The 17,512-nt window shown below is 55.8% G+C and carries 18 protein-coding genes; 6 read left to right on the plus strand and 12 right to left on the minus strand.

Going from position 1 to position 17,512, the window contains the following annotated elements:
- Positions 1–13 precede the first annotated feature (13 nt).
- Together J2I47_RS10860 and J2I47_RS10865 are read right to left on the minus strand one after the other, a co-directional pair.
- The gene (locus tag J2I47_RS10860; protein WP_207364597.1) at positions 14–715 is read right to left on the minus strand and encodes a murein L,D-transpeptidase catalytic domain family protein; all 702 of its coding nucleotides are present in this window, start codon (positions 713–715) and stop codon (positions 14–16) included.
- A gap of 202 nt (positions 716–917) precedes the next feature.
- Positions 918–1,628, minus strand: a complete 711-nt coding sequence (locus J2I47_RS10865; RefSeq protein WP_207364598.1) for a murein L,D-transpeptidase catalytic domain family protein — start codon at positions 1,626–1,628, stop codon at positions 918–920.
- Positions 1,629–1,871: 243 nt separating this feature from the next.
- On the opposite strand from J2I47_RS10865, the gene creD reads away from it, so the two are divergent.
- The 4 genes from creD to J2I47_RS10885 all read left to right on the plus strand — a co-directional run bounded on the left by creD (position 1,872) and on the right by J2I47_RS10885 (position 5,089).
- Positions 1,872–3,245, plus strand: a complete 1,374-nt coding sequence (creD, locus tag J2I47_RS10870) for a cell envelope integrity protein CreD (RefSeq protein WP_207364599.1) — start codon at positions 1,872–1,874, stop codon at positions 3,243–3,245.
- A 124-nt stretch (positions 3,246–3,369) separates the two neighbouring features.
- A complete protein-coding gene (locus J2I47_RS10875; RefSeq protein WP_207364600.1) occupies positions 3,370–3,864 on the plus strand; it encodes a DUF2306 domain-containing protein in 495 nt (164 codons plus the stop codon).
- A 41-nt stretch (positions 3,865–3,905) separates the two neighbouring features.
- The gene (locus tag J2I47_RS10880; protein WP_207364601.1) at positions 3,906–4,337 is read left to right on the plus strand and encodes an EamA family transporter; all 432 of its coding nucleotides are present in this window, start codon (positions 3,906–3,908) and stop codon (positions 4,335–4,337) included.
- A 116-nt stretch (positions 4,338–4,453) separates the two neighbouring features.
- Complete coding sequence (locus J2I47_RS10885) at positions 4,454–5,089, plus strand: Dps family protein (RefSeq protein WP_207364602.1); 636 nt, start codon at positions 4,454–4,456, stop codon at positions 5,087–5,089.
- Between the two features lie 75 nt (positions 5,090–5,164).
- Here the strand turns inward: J2I47_RS10885 and J2I47_RS10890 are convergent, their stop codons facing one another.
- The 8 genes from J2I47_RS10890 to pnuC form a co-directional block, all read right to left on the minus strand.
- Positions 5,165–5,578 (minus strand): hypothetical protein, encoded by a 414-nt coding sequence (locus J2I47_RS10890; RefSeq protein ID WP_207364603.1) that lies wholly within the window; start codon positions 5,576–5,578, stop codon positions 5,165–5,167.
- Positions 5,579–5,655: 77 nt separating this feature from the next.
- The gene (locus tag J2I47_RS10895; RefSeq protein WP_207364604.1) at positions 5,656–6,447 is read right to left on the minus strand and encodes a LytR/AlgR family response regulator transcription factor; all 792 of its coding nucleotides are present in this window, start codon (positions 6,445–6,447) and stop codon (positions 5,656–5,658) included.
- Entirely contained in the window at positions 6,444–7,463 is a 1,020-nt protein-coding gene (locus J2I47_RS10900; protein WP_207364605.1) for a sensor histidine kinase, read from the minus strand. Before J2I47_RS10900 ends, J2I47_RS10895 begins: the two co-directional genes overlap by 4 nt.
- On the minus strand, positions 7,435–8,130 hold the full coding sequence (locus tag J2I47_RS10905) for an ABC transporter ATP-binding protein (protein ID WP_207364606.1): 696 nt from the start codon (positions 8,128–8,130) through the stop codon (positions 7,435–7,437). Before J2I47_RS10905 ends, J2I47_RS10900 begins: the two co-directional genes overlap by 29 nt.
- Positions 8,131–8,159: 29 nt before the next feature.
- Positions 8,160–9,410: an ABC transporter permease gene (locus tag J2I47_RS10910; protein WP_207364607.1), complete on the minus strand. Its 1,251-nt coding sequence runs from the start codon at positions 9,408–9,410 to the stop codon at positions 8,160–8,162.
- Between the two features lie 93 nt (positions 9,411–9,503).
- Positions 9,504–10,604 (minus strand): efflux RND transporter periplasmic adaptor subunit, encoded by a 1,101-nt coding sequence (locus tag J2I47_RS10915; RefSeq protein ID WP_207364608.1) that lies wholly within the window; start codon positions 10,602–10,604, stop codon positions 9,504–9,506.
- Complete coding sequence (locus tag J2I47_RS10920; protein ID WP_207364609.1) at positions 10,601–11,911, minus strand: TolC family protein; 1,311 nt, start codon at positions 11,909–11,911, stop codon at positions 10,601–10,603. The genes J2I47_RS10915 and J2I47_RS10920 overlap by 4 nt, the downstream gene beginning before the upstream one ends.
- A 104-nt stretch (positions 11,912–12,015) precedes the next feature.
- The gene (gene pnuC, locus J2I47_RS10925; RefSeq protein ID WP_207364610.1) at positions 12,016–12,684 is read right to left on the minus strand and encodes a nicotinamide riboside transporter PnuC; all 669 of its coding nucleotides are present in this window, start codon (positions 12,682–12,684) and stop codon (positions 12,016–12,018) included.
- Positions 12,685–13,091: 407 nt separating this feature from the next.
- Between pnuC and J2I47_RS10930 the strand changes: the two genes are divergently transcribed.
- Entirely contained in the window at positions 13,092–14,282 is a 1,191-nt protein-coding gene (locus tag J2I47_RS10930; RefSeq protein ID WP_207364611.1) for a Gfo/Idh/MocA family protein, read from the plus strand.
- A gap of 67 nt (positions 14,283–14,349) precedes the next feature.
- On the opposite strand, the gene J2I47_RS10935 is transcribed toward J2I47_RS10930, so the two are convergent.
- Positions 14,350–14,817 carry a Uma2 family endonuclease gene (locus J2I47_RS10935; RefSeq protein ID WP_207364612.1) on the minus strand — a complete coding sequence of 156 codons (468 nt, stop codon included), beginning with the start codon at positions 14,815–14,817 and terminating at the stop codon, positions 14,350–14,352.
- 92 nt (positions 14,818–14,909) lie between these two features.
- On the opposite strand from J2I47_RS10935, the gene J2I47_RS10940 reads away from it, so the two are divergent.
- Positions 14,910–15,515 carry a type 1 glutamine amidotransferase domain-containing protein gene (locus J2I47_RS10940; RefSeq protein WP_229374498.1) on the plus strand — a complete coding sequence of 202 codons (606 nt, stop codon included), beginning with the start codon at positions 14,910–14,912 and terminating at the stop codon, positions 15,513–15,515.
- A gap of 18 nt (positions 15,516–15,533) precedes the next feature.
- Here the strand turns inward: J2I47_RS10940 and J2I47_RS10945 are convergent, their stop codons facing one another.
- On the minus strand, positions 15,534–17,414 hold the full coding sequence (locus J2I47_RS10945) for a heparinase II/III domain-containing protein (protein ID WP_207364613.1): 1,881 nt from the start codon (positions 17,412–17,414) through the stop codon (positions 15,534–15,536).
- Positions 17,415–17,512: the final 98 nt, after the last annotated feature.

Raw genomic sequence — 17,512 nt, forward strand, 5'->3', positions numbered from 1 at the left:
CAGCACGCGTAGCCTACGACTTGCAGAACGTTGACCGTTTCAGATACTGCTGGTCGGGGGAATAGATAAACAGGCATGAACCGCCTGCGATGGCTCGCACAATGGGTGAACATTCGGAGGTAGACACAGCGGGGCACCCCTGGCTGCGACCTAACCGACCGGTTTGGCGGATAACGGATTCGCTCACATAGGGCGCACCGTGCATCACAATGGCGCGGGAGAAGGCGTTATCGTTAATGCCTTTTTCCAGCCCCTGCAACTGCATCGACAGGCCATGTTTGCCCTGATACAGACCCAGCGTTTTGTAGAACCCCAGGCTGGATTGAAACGACGAATTTAGGTTAGAGAACCGCTTCGCCAGCAACTCGCCTGAGTTGCGGCCGTGGGCTACGTACGTGTGAAACAACAATTTCTGCTTTGCCAAGTCAATAATATACAGTCGCTTGTGACTCGACGGCTGACTCATGTCTACAATAGACAACAGAGGCTTTGCGCCGGTCACCTGTTGCATACCCCGAACAGCCAGGTCAAATACGTCGCGACTCAAGCCACTGGAAGCCAGATTCAGTTGGTCATAAACCAGCAGAAACGGATGAGTGGGTGGGGCAACGTGCGCTATAACGGCGGCAGCGGGGCGGTGGGTTGTTGGGGCCTTTTCAGAGCTGGTCATGGCCAGGCAGGATACTGACAGAGCGGCGAACAACAATCGATTCATGCAGACGAAGGGGTTTCGTTTGTACCGGAAACACAATAACGAATAGTCTACCGGTTTGATTCGGTAATGGGCGTTAAAAAGGGCTAAAACCCAGAGACACCCGGAGGTCCGCGAAGCTACACAGAGTTGTTACTTCCTGATAAAAATCTCTGTGTAGCTCCGCGGACCTCCGGGTGTCTCTGGGTTTTAGCCCTTTTTAACCTTACTGGCTAGCCAGTAACCGAGGTACCGGGTTCACAAACGTCGACTGGGCCAGATAGCGCTTGTCGGGGTAGTAGATAAACAGCGTGGCCCCGCCTTCTACAGCGTCAATGATGGGCGTACAGACCTTGTTGGGCACGGCGGGGCACCCTTGACTGCGACCCAGCATACCCGTGTAGCGAATGGTGTCTTCACACACATAATCGGCCCCGTGAAGCACGATGTTCCGGGCAAAAACCTTGTCATTGATTCCCGGCTCAAGGCCTTTGAGTTTCATTGACCAGCCGTGCTTACCCCAGTACCGACCCATAGCCCGGTAGAAACCCAGGCTCGACTGCATGGATGACCCTTCATTAGAAAACCGACTTGGCCGTAATGCCCCTGACCCCTGCCCGTGGGCTACGTAGGTATTGAACAGGAGCTTTCTTTTCGACAGGTCAATGACATAGAGCCGCTTATGATTTGATGGCAGGCTCATGTCGGCTACCAGCAGGATCGGCTTGGGCTTGGGCACATACTTCATGCCTCCCAAAGCCAGTTCGTAGGCCACCCGCGACAGGCCACTGTCTTCCAGCAACAGGTCGTCATAAACATGAAACAGCGGATTGGCCGACGTGGTACAGGTGCGCACCTTTGGCACACGCCCAGCCCACCGCAACGGCGCAGCAGCGAGGCAGATCAGGGCCAGCAGACACAGTAAAAGAATACGCATACGCTTGATGGGTGGCTGCACCGACTGGCTTAGCCCGGTGGGTGAATTACGTCTATAAAATTACTCGACAGTTGGCGAATGCGCAACACATACCCTACTCAAAAGGCCCCCAGCCATGCGGCTTAAATCCTGCTTTTCGCTCCCGTTGCTACCGGCTAAAAATAATTTGGATCAAACTACTTGATTATGAGAAGGAATATCCATTTACTTTGTTTTTCAAAGTACTTTTAAAACCAGCAAGTGATGAATCCTCCTCCCTACCAATCCGACTCGTTCTTCGACCGGGTCAACCTGTGGTTGCGTACCTCAACCATGATTAAACTAGCCATCGTTGGCATACTGGTTCTGGTTTTACTCATCCCGACGTTTATGCTCGAAGGCCTTATCCGTGAGCGTGAATCCACCCGGGCCATGGCCATTCGTGAAGTGAGTGAAAAATGGGGGGCCACCCAAACCGTCAGTGGACCCATCCTGAGCGTTCCGTATCTGATGCATACCAAAGGGGCTGACGGCAAAGCCGAAACCTCCATCGCCTACGCCCACGTTCTACCCGACAACCTGACCATCACAGGCACTATACAGCCCGAAAAGCGTAACCGGGGCCTGTTTCAGGTCATGCTCTACAACACACGCCTCACTATCCGGGGCAGCCTTCCCCGTCCGTCGGCTGAGCGGTTGGGTATTGCCCCCGCCGATATGCAGTGGGATAAAGCGTTTGTGTCGCTGGGCGTGACTGACATGAAAGGCATCAAAGACCAGATCAATTTGCGGGTAGACGGCAAGGCGCTGACCGTTGAACCGGGTATACCCACCACCGACATTCTGGCGTCGGGCGTGAGTGCGCGCACACCCCTCGGCGACTCCATCACCTTCGACTGCGCCCTGAACATAAATGGCAGTTCAGACCTGTATTTCCTGCCCTTTGGCAAGCAGACCATCGTTTCGCTTACCTCGCCCTGGACCACGCCCAGCTTCGTGGGAGCCTCGCTGCCTGACCGCCGCACCCTGAATGCGAAGGGATTTACGGCCAACTGGAAGGTGCTGCAATACAACCGAAACTACCCGCAGCAGGGCACCGGCGCGTTTTTGAACAGACCAATCAGCAACAGCCCCGACAGCCATGAGTCAGTAGCGGCCAGTTCAGCTTTTGGGGTAAAGCTGCTGTTGCCGGTCGATGAGTACCAGAAAACGATGCGGTCGGCGAAGTACGCGGTGATGTTTATTATCATCACGTTCACGGCGTTTTTCTTCGTCGAAATTCTGAACAAGCAGCGCATTCACCCCATCCAGTACCTGCTGGTGGGCTTTGCAGTCTGCCTGTTTTACCTGCTGCTACTGGCTATTTCGGAGCACGTCGCATTCAATGTTGCTTACCTGATCAGTGCCGCAGTAACGCTGGCCATGATCTCGTTCTACGTCCGTCATGTCTTCAAAAACGGTCGGCTCACCATCCTGTTCAGCAGCGTATTAGCCCTGCTCTACGGCTTCTTTTTTTCACTGCTCCAACTCGAAGATTATTCCCTGCTGCTGGGCAGCCTTGGTTTGGCGCTGATCCTCGGCATCATCATGTACCTCACCCGCAATGTGAACTGGTACCGGGCCTATGAAACGACGTAGAGATGGCGTAAGTCAGTACGAATCGGTCTTGCAGACTTACAATTAACGCTACCAACTGATTGAGTGGCCCCAACTTCAACGGGCTTAGACCGGTTGTAGTGGTAGTATGAGACTATATCACTTTATGATCGGGCTCACTGCTGCGCCCATTACTCTGGTTCATGTTGGCTTTTCGGGACTGGCCTTAGTGACGGGTACCTGGGTGGTACTAAACCCCAAAGGAACCCGCCGCCATCGTTGGCTGGGATACGCTTACGTGGCCAGTATGAGTGTGGTGCTGACCACTGCGTTTGGCATCTACCATTTGTTTGGCCGGTTTGGTATTGTGCACTGGGGAGCCGTAGGCAGCTGGCTGGTTTTAGTTGGCGGCTTGTGGCCAGTCTGGTTACGCTCCCGGATGCCTTCCTGGCTGTTTTGGCATCAACTCAGTATGGGGCTGTCGGTGGCGGGCTTATACGCTACGTTCTTAGTTGAATCAACGTACCGACTCTTTCCTGCCCGATATTTCTGGTTCACAACCGTCGGCACATCTACGCTGGTGTTGTTAGCAGCGATCTGGTTGTTATATAAGCAGTTAGCACCGCAACTGACCAGGCGGTATTCCCTACCGGAGCGGTAGCTGGCCTGTTGCCAACGTTAACCCTCCCGAATCATATTCCTATGTGGCTTTTTTACGCGCTCCTCTCTGCCGTTTTCGCGTCGCTGACGGCTATTCTGGCAAAAATCGGGATCAAAAATGTAGACAGTAACCTGGCTACGGCAGTGCGCACGGTGGTGGTCACGTTACTGGCCTGGGGGATTGTTCTCTTCCGAAAATCGGCGTCGGGTGTTGGTCTGGCAGAACAGGTATCGGCCCTGTCGGCTACCAACTGGACGTTTCTGGTGCTGTCGGGCATCGCTACGGGCCTGTCGTGGCTGTGTTATTTCAAGGCACTGCAACTGGGCAATGTATCGCAGGTGGCCCCGGTCGACAAGCTTAGCCTGGCGCTCACGATTCTGTTGTCGGTGGTGTTTCTGGGCGAAGTGCTCACCTGGAAAATTGCCCTCGGTGCAGCCATGATTGTGGGCGGAACATTGGTATTAATCCTCTAGAAAAGACTGGCCTATTAAACTTACCTTAAAAGGAGCCATTCAATAGGGGAGGCAGAAACCCCGGTACATGCGGTGTGTTATGTGAATGTATCAACGAAATGCAACTCAACACATTCATGAACCGATTACTTTCTTCTGCCGTCAGTGGTCTGCTGACGCTGACAATTATGGCCACCTTTGCTGGTCAGTCTTTTGCTCAGAACCGTACCAGCGGCAACAACAATGCACCAGCCGCCGGCACGCCAAGTGGCTCACAACTAGGCAATTACCGCAACGAACGCGCCGACGGGTGGATACCGCTGGAGCCCGAAAAGCGGCAGGCCATCAACACTGATCTGCAAGCCACGGTGGTTGAGTTAATTGAGCTTTTCCACGATGCCAAACAAAGTCACTGGAACCTGCGTGGTCCGTTATATTTTCCGCTTCATGAGAACCTACAGGAATATGCCGAGACGTACCTGAAGTACTCCGACCTGCTGGCCGAACGGCAATTACAAATTGGACAGCCTGCCGATGGCCGTACCGAAACGGTGGTGAACACGGCCAACCTACCCAAGTTTCCGGGCGGATTCTTGTCAGACCGTCAGGTGCTCGACATCATGACCGAACGCATCTATACCGTTGCCAAGCGGGTGCGGGCGCGAATAGAAAGTACCGGGAAAAATGGCGATGAAGTAACGTCCAACAAACTGCAGGACCTGAGCTACGAGCTCGACAAGCAGGTGTGGCAGTTCCGCGTACACATGCAGTAAGCTGTTTTTCAACACAAAAAAGGGCCGTGAGAATTAATTCTCACGGCCCTTTTTTGTGTGCAGACGAGTAGCGACTTATTGCCGCTCGAAGTTGTAGTAGCCTAATGACCCCGCTCCAGTGCTAATACTCAACCGTTTGCTATCTACAGCAACGAGATCGAAGACCCGCCCCGACAACGACGACATACAGACGGCCTGAATCCGAATCTGTTTGTCAGTAAGCTCGTAGCTGCCCGGACCGCAGCCTAAAAACGCATACTCAACGGGACGGGTATTCGAATAGGTTTCGTTGAAGGTGCCGTCGCTGGCAAAAGTGACCAACACGGTCTTATCGGACGGAACACTAACCGGCGCGCTGCTGGTTAAGGCGTTTCTGACGTACCCCACCAATCGCCAGTTGCCCACCAGATCACTGGCTGGTGTAGGGTCCGTTTTCGTGCAGGCGGTGATGGATACGAGAAAAATGAACGTGAGTAGGTGTTTGTTCATGAGCGAAGTAGGTGTTTTATATACGGCAGGACCCTCGTTAGACCGAAACCGTTGGCATGGCGCTGCCCAGAGAGGGACTACCTGACGAGCCCACTGGCCGTGTTTCCCTCAAACCACTGCCGAAAGGCTGTTGCTTTCTCTTTGCTGATGGCCAGTTCCAGCCGGTTGTTGGGGGCCTTCAGCCGAATGATCAGTTTGCCCGTATAATGCGTTTCATAGCCGCTGATCGCTTCCAGGCCAATCAGGTACTGCCGGTTGGCACGGAAAAATTGAGCCGGGTCGGCCAGTTCTTCCACTTCATCCAGCGTTCGGTAGTCCGTCACCAGTTTCTGCCCGTCGGCGGTATGCAGAAAGATGAGTTCGTCGCGGCAAAAACAGGCCACCTGCTCCTGGGGTATCGGCACGATCTGCCGGAGATGATGGGCCATAAACCGGCGTTTGTACGTTGGTGTAGGCGATACGCCCGCTACCTGATTCAGAAACACCCGAAACTGATCGGCGAAGTCGGCACCGCTGGGTTGCCAGCGGTGGAACTTGGCTAGGGCAGCCCGCAGTTCGTCGGGGTCGATGGGCTTGAGCAGGTAGTCGATGCTGTTAAGTTTAAACGCCCGGATAGCGTATTCGTCGTAGGCGGTCGTGAAAATAACCGGCGTGTTCAGCCCCACCTGCCGGAATGCCTCGAAGCTCACGCCGTCGGCCAGCTGGATGTCGGCAATGACGAGGTCGGGGCGGTGGTGGGTCAGGTACTCAACCACCTGCTGTACGCTCGTCAACGGCCCAACAAGGGTGGCAGCCGGCTCTAGCTGGCTCACCAGTTTCAGCAGTTGTTTGCCCACCAGTGGCTCATCTTCAATGAGTAAGATCGTCATGACAGCAGCGGAATACGCACCTGAAAAAACGAGCCATTATTCTGTATGTCAACGGGTTGCTCGCTCAAAAACGCGTAGAGTTGTTGCAGGTTTTGCAGGCCCTGCCCGTTGGACGTGGTGACTTGTTTCTTGCCCTGGATCGGGTTCGACACAGTCAGGTAGTCGGTTTCGGCGGTAAGCTCCACCACCAACGGATGGGCTTCGCTGATGACGTTGTGCTTGATGGCGTTTTCGATCAGGATCTGGAGCGTGACGGGGGCAATCAGCCGGTCGCGGGCTTCATCGGGGATGTGGTACCGCACCTGAAATTCGCCGTTGAACCGCGTCTGTAACAACGACACATACTGGTTGATGAACACCAGTTCGGTACGCAGCGGCACCAGCTCGCGGCTTTTGTGCTGCAACACGTAGCGAAACACCTTGGAGAGTTGCTGCAAAAACTGCCGGGCCAGGGCGGGGTCGTCGTCGATCAGGCTATCGAGCGAGGAGAGGCTGTTGAACAGAAAATGCGGGTTAAGCTGGTTGCGGAGGTTGTCGTACTGTACCTGTGCTTTTTCCTTTTCCAACCGCGCCGCCCGTGTAAAGTTTTCCTGCCAGCGGACAAACAGGTGGTGCGCAATGAAGCCCAGCCCCACCACAATGTTGGCCATAAACGCCCCCCAGCTGATGGTGATGAACATCAGGCGGTTGAGCAGGTGGCTGAGGGCGGGCAGGATGTAGTGGAGAATGAACAGGCTGCAAAAAAATAGCACCGTCTTTACGATGGCCCAACCGCCCAGCAACTGAATGACAAGGCGTTTCCGTACGTTTTTTTCAAACGGAAACCGCCGGTTCAGCCAGTCGTTGAAGCCGTAGTGAAATGCCCACACGCCGTTGAGCATGGTCAGGGTCATCACAAACAGAATGGCCTGCTGCTGCCAGCTAATGTCGGGCAGCACCCACTTCCGCCCCACAATACCCAGCAGAGACATGCCCAGAAATAAGGCCTCAACCCGCCTGTCGAACCTGATTTTCATGGCCGCTGATGATTTGGCCGTCGCTCATTTCGATAATGCGGTCGGTGCCCGCCGCAAAATCGGGGTCGTGTGTGACGGTGATGATGGTCTGCCCTTTCGAGGCCAGTTCCTTAAAGATATGGAACACATTCTCCGAATTGGCTCTGTCTAAATTGCCCGTTGGTTCGTCGCCCATGATAATCGTCGGGTCGTTGATGAGCGCCCGGGCAATGGCCACGCGCTGCTGCTGCCCACCCGATAGCTTGCTGGCGGGTTTGCGGGCGTAGTCGGCCATACCAATGAGGCGGAGTTTCTCCATAGCGCGTTCTTCGATCTCATGGGCGGGGTATTTGCCCAGTTTTTGACCCGGTAACATCACGTTTTGCAGGGCCGAGAACTCCGGCAGCAGAAAATGAAACTGGAACACAAACCCCAGGTGTTCGTTTCGGAAATGGGCCAGAAAATCCTGACTGCGGCCCGTCAGGTTCGTACCGGCCATTTCAATCTGCCCCTCATAGTCGGTGTCCATGGTCGAGAGCAGATACAGCAGCGTGCTCTTCCCACAGCCCGACTTACCCACAATAGCCATAAACTCACCGGCCTGCACGTCGAACGTGATGTCGCGCAACACCTGGAATGTATCAGGGTCGTAGAAGTACTTGTTCAGATGCCGGGCCGAAAGAACCATACTACTAGTGATAAGTGGTGAACGATAAGTTATCCTCTCAGGATGGCTACGGGGTCTACTTTCGAGGCTTTGCGGGAGGGGAAATACCCCGCGAGCAGGGTGGTGATAACCCCAAAGAGCAGACCCATAATGTAGTACTTCGCCGCGAAGATGACGGGGAAGGTTTTGAGGCTGATCATATTGCCCGTGTCGAAGGGGGTAATGGAGAGCAGGTAGCTCAGCCCAAAACCGATGCCCAGGCCCAGCAGCCCACCCGAAATGCCAATGAAGACCGCCTGAAGCAGAAAAATGGCGACGATGTCGCGGCCATCGAAGCCTGTTGCTTTCAGAATCGCGATGTCTTTGATCTTGTTGACTACGGTCATGTTCATGATGTTGTAGATACCAAACCCGGCCACCACCAGCAGCGTAAACGACACCACGAAGGTCATGACGTTGCGGATCTTTTCGCCTGCCAAAATCGCCGTGTTGGCCGTGGCCCAGTCTTCGGTATGGTAGCCGAACATGGCCTGAAGTTGCTTGCCAAGCGGAATGGCCTGCAGGGGGTCGGTCATCTTTACGTGGATGTCGGTGATGTAGCTGGGGTCTTTTTGCAGAATCTCCTGCACGGTGGCGAGGTTGGCGTAGCTGCGGGTATTGTCGACGGTGCTGATGCCGAAGCCGAACGTACCCGCCACCCGTAGCACGCGGGTGCCGCCGGTTGGGGTGGTCACGGTCACCTTGTCGCCCACGCGCACGTTCAGGTCCCTGGCTAACCCAGACCCCATAATCAGCGCGTCGGGGTTGGTTTTCAGGGCGTTCAGGTTGCCCGACTGCAGGCGCGTTGTCAGCCGGTAAAGCTGGTTCTCCCGGTCGATTTCGACACCCGCGATGGTGCCCGATAGCTGGATGGGACCGTTGTTGTAGAACACCTGGGTGCTTAACTGCGGCGAGACACCCAGCACGCCGGGCTGCCGCCCGATGCGGTTGGCGATGATCAGGCCGTTTTTAAGTCGCGCCGACTCCGCCTTGGGCTTCTGATGGTACACCACGTTGAACCCACCCGGATGGGCTTCATCAATCAGGCTCGACCGCTGGGTGTTGACTTTGTTGTAGACCCGGATGTGCGGGCTGGCGTCGAGGGCCGAGTCTTCCAGAAACTGGTTGACACCCTGCATAAACGAGATCATCGTGATGAACATGGCAATGCCAAACGTAACGCCGAGCATGGCCACCAGGGTCTGCCGCTTCTTAGCCAGCAGATGCGTCCGGGCAATTTGGGAGGCAATGGTCAGGTCCATGAGGAAGGGAGTGACTAATGATGAATTTGTTGACGCGAGAGCAGGTACGCTGGCGGAAGCAAATTCATCATCCACCATTCATCATTGCCCTCATCATTCATCACTCACCACTACTTTAGTTTGTTCGGTGAGGCCGCCGCGCACTTCAACGAGGTCGAAGTTTTCGGTGCCTTTCTGGAAGCGGATCTTTTGTTTCTGGCCGTTCTGCTCCACCCAGACACTATCCATGCCAACGACGTAGGCTTTCGGGATCGTCAGCACGCGGGGCCGCTGCCGGATGATGATGTTGGCCTCAACCGTCAGGCCGTAGTACGCATCGGGGTTGTTGCCGACAAACTCCGCATCGACCCGGAACGACTGATCGGTGCGGTTCAGCTTGGGGTACGTTTTCGTGATCCGGGCGTTGAACGTCTTGTCGGGGTAGGCATCGGCTTTGAGCGTCACCGATTGCCCTACCCGCACCCGGCCAAAATCGCTTTCATCCACCGCAAGCTGGGCGTAAAGCCGCCGCCCGCTGCCCACCAGCGCCAGCGCGTCGCCGGGGCGTACCAGTTCGCCGGGGTCTTTATACACCTCATACACCTTGCCATCGACGAAACTGCGGACGCGGGTATTCTGCCCCGCCACCTCCGAGGTCACCAGCTGGCTGCGGTTGTTGGCCACCTCGACCCGAAGCTGATTGCGGCTGCGCTGCAGGGTATTCTGCTGCGCCCGAAGCGTGTTGCGCGCTAGCGTGTAGGCCAGTTCGGCGCGTTCGAGTTCAGCGCGGGAGGTAGCATTCTGGGCATACAGTTCGCGGAACCGGGCATAGTTGAGCGAGTCGTTGCTCAGGCGGGTGCGGGCGTTGCGTACCTGCGCGTCGAGTTCGGCCAGTACGGGCGAGTTGGCGTTCAGGTTCGCCTGCGATTGCCGCAGCACCGCTGCCGCCGCCTGCTGCCGGGCCGATTCCGTCGTGCTTTCCAGCACAAACAGCAACTGACGCGGCCGCACCGAGTCGCCCTCGTTCACCAGCCGCTGCTGAATCAGACCGGTAGCCTCGGCGGTCACCGTATACTCCTGCCGCGGGTAGACGTTGCCCGACGCATAAACGGCCTCCGTCAGTTCACGGTAAGCGGGCGAAATGCCTTCGGGGGTCTTCTTGCAGGCGGCCATCGTGAGCAGCGTAAACAGGTAGAGGTAAGGTGTGGTTTTCATTGTCCGCTGCGGATTTGGAGGAGCGTCTGGTTAATAAACACGTTCGAGAGGGTGTTCAGGAAGCGATTTTGCGCCGCCAGGGCGTCGTTGAACACGTTCAGGTACTGGTCGTAGGCAAACAGTCCCGACCGGTATTTGACCAGGGCGATCTGCACGTTCTGGTTGCTGAGTTCGTAATGCTGCCGGTTCAGGTCGAGCGACCGGACAGCCTGAGCATACGCGTTTTGCAGGTCGTCGGTGTCGGTTTGCTGGCGATTTTGTTCGTAGGCCAACTGCGCCTCGGCCAGTTTTAACTGCCCCTGGGCGCGGGCAATGCTGCTGTTTCGCAAGCCACCGCCATAGAGCGGGAAATTAAACTGCAGGCCCGCCACGCCAATCGTAAACCAGCGCTCGCTGGGGTTCAGAAAATTGAACTCGTTGCGTTGCGCCTGTTGGCTGTAGCGTCCGTAGGCCGAGAGCGTGGGCCACCGCAGGAGCCGCTCCCGGTCGAGCTGCAACCGGGCCAGTTCCACCTGCGTTTCCCGCAACGTGATCTGAGGCCGCGTCAACGTACCGGGTCCAACCGCCGCCACAGTGGGGGGCACGTCGAGGGTTTCGGTGAGTACGAGGCTATCGGCGGGGGCAAGTCCCAGTAGCAGTTTAAGCTGATTCTGGTTTCTGGACAATTGCAACTCGTTCTGAGCCAGCACATCGGCAGTGGTCAGCTGCACAGCTTTGATCCGGTTGTATTCGAGGGGTTCGATCAACCCTTTGTCCAGCCGCTGACGGGCAATCTGCACCAGCGTATCCGCAGCCAGCAGGTTGCGGCGGGTGATGTCGATGGCCGAGCGGGTCAGCAGCACGGCATGGTACACGCGGGCCGTTTGGGTGGCGATGTCGTCCTGCAACACCAATGCCTGCTCGTCGATAATCTGTAGATTCTGCTTCACAATGCCCAGATCGGCGTGGGCGGGGCGGTTCAGAATGGGTACGGTGGCTTCTACCCCCGCCGTCAGGAACAAGGGCAAACCAAACCGAAACTCGCGAAACTCGCCGGGTCGTCCACCGGGCAAAAACTCGGCGGGTACCAGCGAGACGGGCAGGGCGTAGTTATAGTCAAAATTGGTGTAGAACCGCGCCGTGGGTAGCCAGCCGGCGCGGGCAATGGTGCGCTGCTGCTCCTGCGCCGTTCGGTTCAGCCGGGCGTTGACCAGCTCCGGGTTACTGCGCCGGGCCATGGTCAGGGCCTCCCGCACCGACGGCACAACGGTCTGTGCCGGGGCACTGAATGAAGCAAATAGGATAAAAACAAAAACAGACCGATTCATGGGCGTCGTGAAGGAACGCTCAAAACAAGCGGGCTAGACCCTGTTCACCGCACGTTTGCCGACGAACCGGGCGGAACGCCCCACGAAGCCGACGTTTTTTGGCATTAAACAGAAACGTTACCATAGCCCCTGTATTCTTTCGTCCACAGGTAGGCCCCCTGCGCGGCAATGAAGCAGAACAGAAAATACTCTACCGACACAAGTTTCACCCCCTTCACGTAATACACGTAGGTCAGGATCAGATCCACACCGAGCCAGACATACCAGCATTCCACCCGCTTCTGAATCATCAGAAACGTAGCCACAATACTCATCACCGTCGTGAACGAGTCGAGGTACGGGAAGGCACTTGGCTGGCTAAACAGCACCGGCAGCAGTGTGTGCAGGTGCTGCGCAAACGTGCCCAGTCCCACCGTAGCCAACGTACCCAGCACCAACCAGAGAACCAACTGCTGCACAGGCATCTGACTGATTTTCAGTTCATGCTGCACAGTCTCTTCGCCCGGTTTGGGGTGGGTCCAACGCCACCAGCCCTGCAGGTTGGTCACGAAAAAGAACACCTGCAAACCCATGTCGGGATACAGCTGAATCTGGTAGAAGAGAAAGAAAAACAGCACCACGCTCACCGCCCCAATAGGCCAGCTCCAGACGTTGGCCCGTGCGCTCAGCCAGACAGCCACGGCCCCGCTTACCACCCCGGCAAACTCCAGGTAGCTCATGGGATAGCCCCAGAGCGTGAAAAAGATAGTCTTGATGTTGAGTATGTCGGGCAAGGGGAAGTTTAGAGTTTAAAGTTTAAGGGTTAAGCGGGTTGGCTTCGCGCTCTAGGCGCTTCGACTAGGCCGGTCCGCCGACAGGCTCAGGGTGTTTTTTTGTCATCCCGACGCAGGAGGGATCTACTTTCCTTCAGACATATTGTGAGACAGGAAACTAGATCCCTCCTGCGTCGGGATGACAAAAAAACATTACCCCCTCATCCTGAGCCTGTCGAAGGGCACGTAGCGCGAAGCCAATCAGCGCGTAGCACACCCATGCGCATAGCCAGTGGCAACCTCAGTAACCAATTCGTTTAACGCCTGAGCATACTGTCGTTGCGGGGTCAAAATTGCGCAGCCGGGTTGAGAAACTAAGTATGCAGCGCAACTTTAGACCTTAGCCATTAAACTTCAGACTCTAAAAAATGCAACACATTGCCATGCTCGGCGGCGGCTTCATTGGCCGTTTCTACGCCGAATCACTCCAGGGACAGCGCAGCCGCGACAAGGTGGTGGCCATCTACGCCCGCCGCGAAGAAACCGCCCAGAAATTCGCCGCCGACTACGGTTGCTCGTTTCAATCCACGGACATGGAGGCGGTCATTGCCCACCCAGACGTAACCATGGTGTGCATTGCCCTGCCCAATAACCTGCACGCGCCGGCGGTGGCCCTTTGCGCCAAACACAAGAAAAACGTGATCTGCACCAAACCCCTAGGCCGCACCGCCGCCGAAGCTCTACAGATGATGCAGCAGGTAGAGGAGGCGGGTATTTTCGGGGGGTATCTGGAAGACCTGTGCTATTCACCCAAGTTTCTGAAAGCTCTTGAAACGGTCAAATCTGGCTCGTTGGGACGTATTTTGTGGGCCAAGTCGCGCGAGACTCACCCCGGCCCCCACTCCGACTGGTTCTGGGATAAAGAGCAGGCTGGCGGCGGCTGCATGCTCGATCTGGGCTGTCACTGCGTGGAAATTGCCCGGAATTTCATCGGCAAAGACGTGCGCCCCGTGGAGGTGATGTGCTGGGCGGACACGCAGGTGAAACCTATCGACGCCGAAGACCACGCCATTGCGCTCGTCAAATACGAAAACGGAGCCATCGGGCAGTTTGAGGTAAGCTGGACGTTCCGCGGGGGCATGGACCTGCGCGACGAGGTGATGGGCACCGAAGGCACCATCTGGATCAACAATTTTCTGCGCACGGGTTTCGAGATGTTCACCACCGGCACAGCGGGCGACTACGTGGCCGAAAAGGCCGAATCCAACGCGGGCTGGCTCTTTCCCGTCGGTGATGAGGTAAACGACCTGGGCTATAATCACATGTTTACCGACATGTTCCGGGCGGTGGAAGAAGGCCGCGACGCCGCCGAAACGTTCTACGACGGCTACGTGGTCAACGCCATTCTGGACGCCGCCTACCAATCAGCCGAAACCAAGCAGTGGGAGCCCGTTCAGCTCCCGGTCTGGCGCGGTCAGGAGGGCCTATCCCAAGTCAGTGGCGCCGTGGAGTACGACGCGGATCATTACCTGATCAAAGAAGAAATGACCCACTACGGCAAAAAGAAGCTCATCCTAAAAGAAAAAGCAAGCGGGAAGATTATAGAGCGGGAGGTGTAGTGTACACCAAAAAAGCCCGCCCAGCAGGTCTGGACGGGCTTTTTTGGTACGGTCTGACAAATCGGATCTACCTAAACAGATAACCCAAATCTAATTCAATACCAGTCACCGGGTCACGCAGAATGCCGGTTGACCAGGTTTGAATGGAGCCGTCGGGGAGCAACGTTTGCACAATGCGAGTTGTGGGAATGATGATCCAGACAACTTGAACCCCTGCCGGAAAATACTGCTTCAGCGCTTTATCCGTCAAATCGGTCAGGCCCTGTTTCGGCGAAAGTACTTCGACCGCAATGATGGGGGCTTGGGTGAAATAGATGACATCATTGAACCAGTCGACGGGTAAATTTTTATATACGGCTACGTCGGGTTTACACTTACCTGTGGTTAGTTCAAGCTCTAACTCTGGAAACGTTTCATACTCGTCTTCATACCGGCTTAATGCAACGCTGACCCGATTGATGATTCGGGAGTGATTTAATGACATGATATCTTCTGACTCGTAGGTTTCGATTAAGTCAAATGCGTTGGTTTCCATATCAGCCTGAGTTTTCTCAAATATAGCCAAAACCCTATTGATAGACCACCCACTACCGTTTTCCAACCCTTTGCCGTCGCATTGGTTGAGTGATGAAAGACCAACTCAACGTAATCATGACACCACAACGGCAGGACGATAATACCGTCGAAAAGAAAATTGCGATTCTGTTAACGGATGGCTTCGAGGAAGTCGAGATGACCGAGCCACGGAAGGCGCTGGAGGCGGAAGGTTTTCAAACGCACCTGATTTCGCCCAAAAACGGCGAAGTGCGCGGCTGGGACGAAACCGAATGGGGCAACACCTTCCCTACCGATCTTCCGCTGGCGGGAGCAGACCCCGCCCAGTACGATGCGCTGCTGCTGCCCGGCGGCGTTATGAACCCCGATACGCTCCGGCAGGATCAGCAGGCGGTGCGGTTCATTCAGCATTTTTTCGAGACCAGAAAGCCCGTAGCGGCCATTTGCCACGCGCCTATTCTGCTGATCGAAGCTGACGTGGTGCGGGGCAAAGAATTGACTTCCTTCCCCAGCATCCAGACCGACCTTCGCAACGCGGGGGCCAACTGGGTAGACCGCGAAGTGGTCACCGACGGCAACCTCATCACCAGCCGTAATCCCCACGATATCCCCGCGTTCAACCAGGCGTTTATCAACGTGCTGAAAGAAGGCAAGCGCGTGGGCAGCACAGTAGCCTGACGGTTACAGTAACCTCGCTTAACGGGGCCACAATGGCAGCGGCGGCACGGTCTGTATCACCTGTCCCCCTGCCTTTTGTGGTATCAGCAATACCGTAAAAGCCGTTTTGGTGTTAGCGGGCATGGTTACCTCAAACCCCACCCGCACCGTACCCGGATTGGGCGCGTCATAGTCGTGCGGCGGGGTGGTCGACCAGGTTTTTAGGGTGATGGCGGCGGGTTCCTGCACCTGAAGCAGCAGCGTTTTACCTCCCTGTGTTAGTTCTGCCTTTGTGGTGCCAACCAGTTTAACCGTTGCCGGGGTAAGCATGGTCCAGCGTACGGTGGCTTCGGTGCTGGGGGTCTGGAGTTCATCCCGAACCACCACATAGGCCTTGTCGACAATGGCGATACCCCGATTGGCTTTGGCTAGTCCATCGCTATACAGAGTAGTGAGGTCGGTGGTAGCATTCATAAACAGCGGCGTGGCCGACGAACTAGTGATGAGGGCTTTACCCGAAACACGCTGCAAACTATCGTTGACAGTCAGCGTGTTATGTACCGAGTTGCCGTAGCGAAACACCTGCCAGCGTTGCGAATGCTGCTTCATATTCCACAAATCCACGCCCTTCGACTCCAGCGATTCATACTGCTGCATCCCGAAGTCCATAGCCCAGCGTACGCCATCGGCATCCATCACAAACGAGCCAACGTCCATGTGGGCGTGGTTGGTACTGGGGGTACCGCCTTTGATGGCCACATAAATCGCCGCCGGGTCGGTCCAGGAGCTACGCAGGAAGGCCACCGGCGTTTTACCTTCGCCTACCCACAAGGTATTTTTGGGCGGCGTCAACCTGCTGATCTTAAGTCCATTACTCCAGAGCAGGGTAGCCGGCAGCAGCCGATTGCGAACCTGCTGCCTGGCAAGGGTGGGGTCGGTCAGGTATGGGCGTTCCTGCCAGAGCAGCGACGGATCGTTGAGTTTGTTGGCAAACCAGAACATGGCCGGTTGCAGTTCGCCTTTCACGCCGGCATCCGAAAAGTTGAACGAAGCCCCCGTGGGGCCAGTCATGTTCTCCATAAAACCCGCCGTTTTCAGAAAACCCGGCTGTTGCGATAACCCGAAATCGGTTTTGAACAGTTTGTCCAGCGCGCTGACTAACAGCACATTGAAGCTTGTGCCGTACCCCCAGTAACCGTAGCCTTCGGGGTAACTACCGTCCGGACCGTAGTCGTTCATAGGCAGGGTGATGGTGTTAACAGACCGGTTGATAATCTGCCTGGCCAGCGCGGGATGGTCCTCGAAAATAGCCATTGCCCCGTAGGCCATGCTCGCGTTGCACACCTGGTTCCAGTTATGGCTTGCCTTCAGCCAGCCGTTGTATTGGCTGTCAAGCGATGGTTGTATGCCTTTGGTTACTATTGCTTCCCGGATAGCGGAACGGGATTCAGGCGAGAGGTCATCGTAGAGCCAGTCGTAGCCAATGGCGGCGGCCATGGTCATTTCGGCCACATCTAAAAAATGAGTCGGGTTCCAGTCGCTGAAGGCAGCGATGGCCAGGAGTTCTTTTTCAGCGCGTTTCAGGTACGCGCCCTGATGCGTCATTCGCCAGGCGTAGCACAGGAAAAAAACGCGACGCAGCGCCTCCCTGGATTTGTCGAGCAGTCGCCTGCCAATCTTAATGCGTTCCAGCTGAGGCAGTTCCATCATTGTGTTGCATTCTGCCAAAATGGTCTGATGCAACTGCGACCAGGTTTTGTCGCCGTCGATGGTCTGTTTGATGGCTACTTCCTGGCCTTTCAGCAGCAGAATACGCGGGTGGTCAGCCAGTTTCGTCACGGAGCCAACGTAGTCGGTTTGCGCCATGGCCACTTGAACCATCAAACAGAATAGCAGCAGGAGAAAGCGGTTGACTTTCATGGTTTCGTTGCTCTTGGCTGACCAGTTGATACAGTAGTCACAGGCACTAAAGCTGTTTCAATCAGAAACATACGCCTTTCGCTATTCGCCAGTCATTC

The organism is Fibrella rubiginis, from assembly GCF_017353185.1.
Taxonomy (GTDB): domain Bacteria; phylum Bacteroidota; class Bacteroidia; order Cytophagales; family Spirosomataceae; genus Fibrella; species Fibrella rubiginis.

Bases quoted from the DNA above. Each gene is read 5' to 3' on its own strand.
- J2I47_RS10860 (WP_207364597.1), bottom strand. From the start codon at position 715: ATGAATCGATTGTTGTTCGCCGCTCTGTCAGTATCCTGCCTGGCCATG.
- J2I47_RS10865 (WP_207364598.1), bottom strand. From the start codon at position 1,628: ATGCGTATTCTTTTACTGTGTCTGCTGGCCCTGATCTGCCTCGCTGCT.
- creD (WP_207364599.1), top strand. From the start codon at position 1,872: ATGAATCCTCCTCCCTACCAATCCGACTCGTTCTTCGACCGGGTCAAC.
- J2I47_RS10875 (WP_207364600.1), top strand. From the start codon at position 3,370: ATGATCGGGCTCACTGCTGCGCCCATTACTCTGGTTCATGTTGGCTTT.
- J2I47_RS10880 (WP_207364601.1), top strand. From the start codon at position 3,906: ATGTGGCTTTTTTACGCGCTCCTCTCTGCCGTTTTCGCGTCGCTGACG.
- J2I47_RS10885 (WP_207364602.1), top strand. From the start codon at position 4,454: ATGAACCGATTACTTTCTTCTGCCGTCAGTGGTCTGCTGACGCTGACA.
- J2I47_RS10890 (WP_207364603.1), bottom strand. From the start codon at position 5,578: ATGAACAAACACCTACTCACGTTCATTTTTCTCGTATCCATCACCGCC.
- J2I47_RS10895 (WP_207364604.1), bottom strand. From the start codon at position 6,447: ATGACGATCTTACTCATTGAAGATGAGCCACTGGTGGGCAAACAACTG.
- J2I47_RS10900 (WP_207364605.1), bottom strand. From the start codon at position 7,463: ATGAAAATCAGGTTCGACAGGCGGGTTGAGGCCTTATTTCTGGGCATG.
- J2I47_RS10905 (WP_207364606.1), bottom strand. From the start codon at position 8,130: ATGGTTCTTTCGGCCCGGCATCTGAACAAGTACTTCTACGACCCTGAT.
- J2I47_RS10910 (WP_207364607.1), bottom strand. From the start codon at position 9,410: ATGGACCTGACCATTGCCTCCCAAATTGCCCGGACGCATCTGCTGGCT.
- J2I47_RS10915 (WP_207364608.1), bottom strand. From the start codon at position 10,604: ATGAAAACCACACCTTACCTCTACCTGTTTACGCTGCTCACGATGGCC.
- J2I47_RS10920 (WP_207364609.1), bottom strand. From the start codon at position 11,911: ATGAATCGGTCTGTTTTTGTTTTTATCCTATTTGCTTCATTCAGTGCC.
- J2I47_RS10930 (WP_207364611.1), top strand. From the start codon at position 13,092: ATGCAACACATTGCCATGCTCGGCGGCGGCTTCATTGGCCGTTTCTAC.
- J2I47_RS10935 (WP_207364612.1), bottom strand. From the start codon at position 14,817: ATGGAAACCAACGCATTTGACTTAATCGAAACCTACGAGTCAGAAGAT.
- J2I47_RS10940 (WP_229374498.1), top strand. From the start codon at position 14,910: ATGAAAGACCAACTCAACGTAATCATGACACCACAACGGCAGGACGAT.
- J2I47_RS10945 (WP_207364613.1), bottom strand. From the start codon at position 17,414: ATGAAAGTCAACCGCTTTCTCCTGCTGCTATTCTGTTTGATGGTTCAA.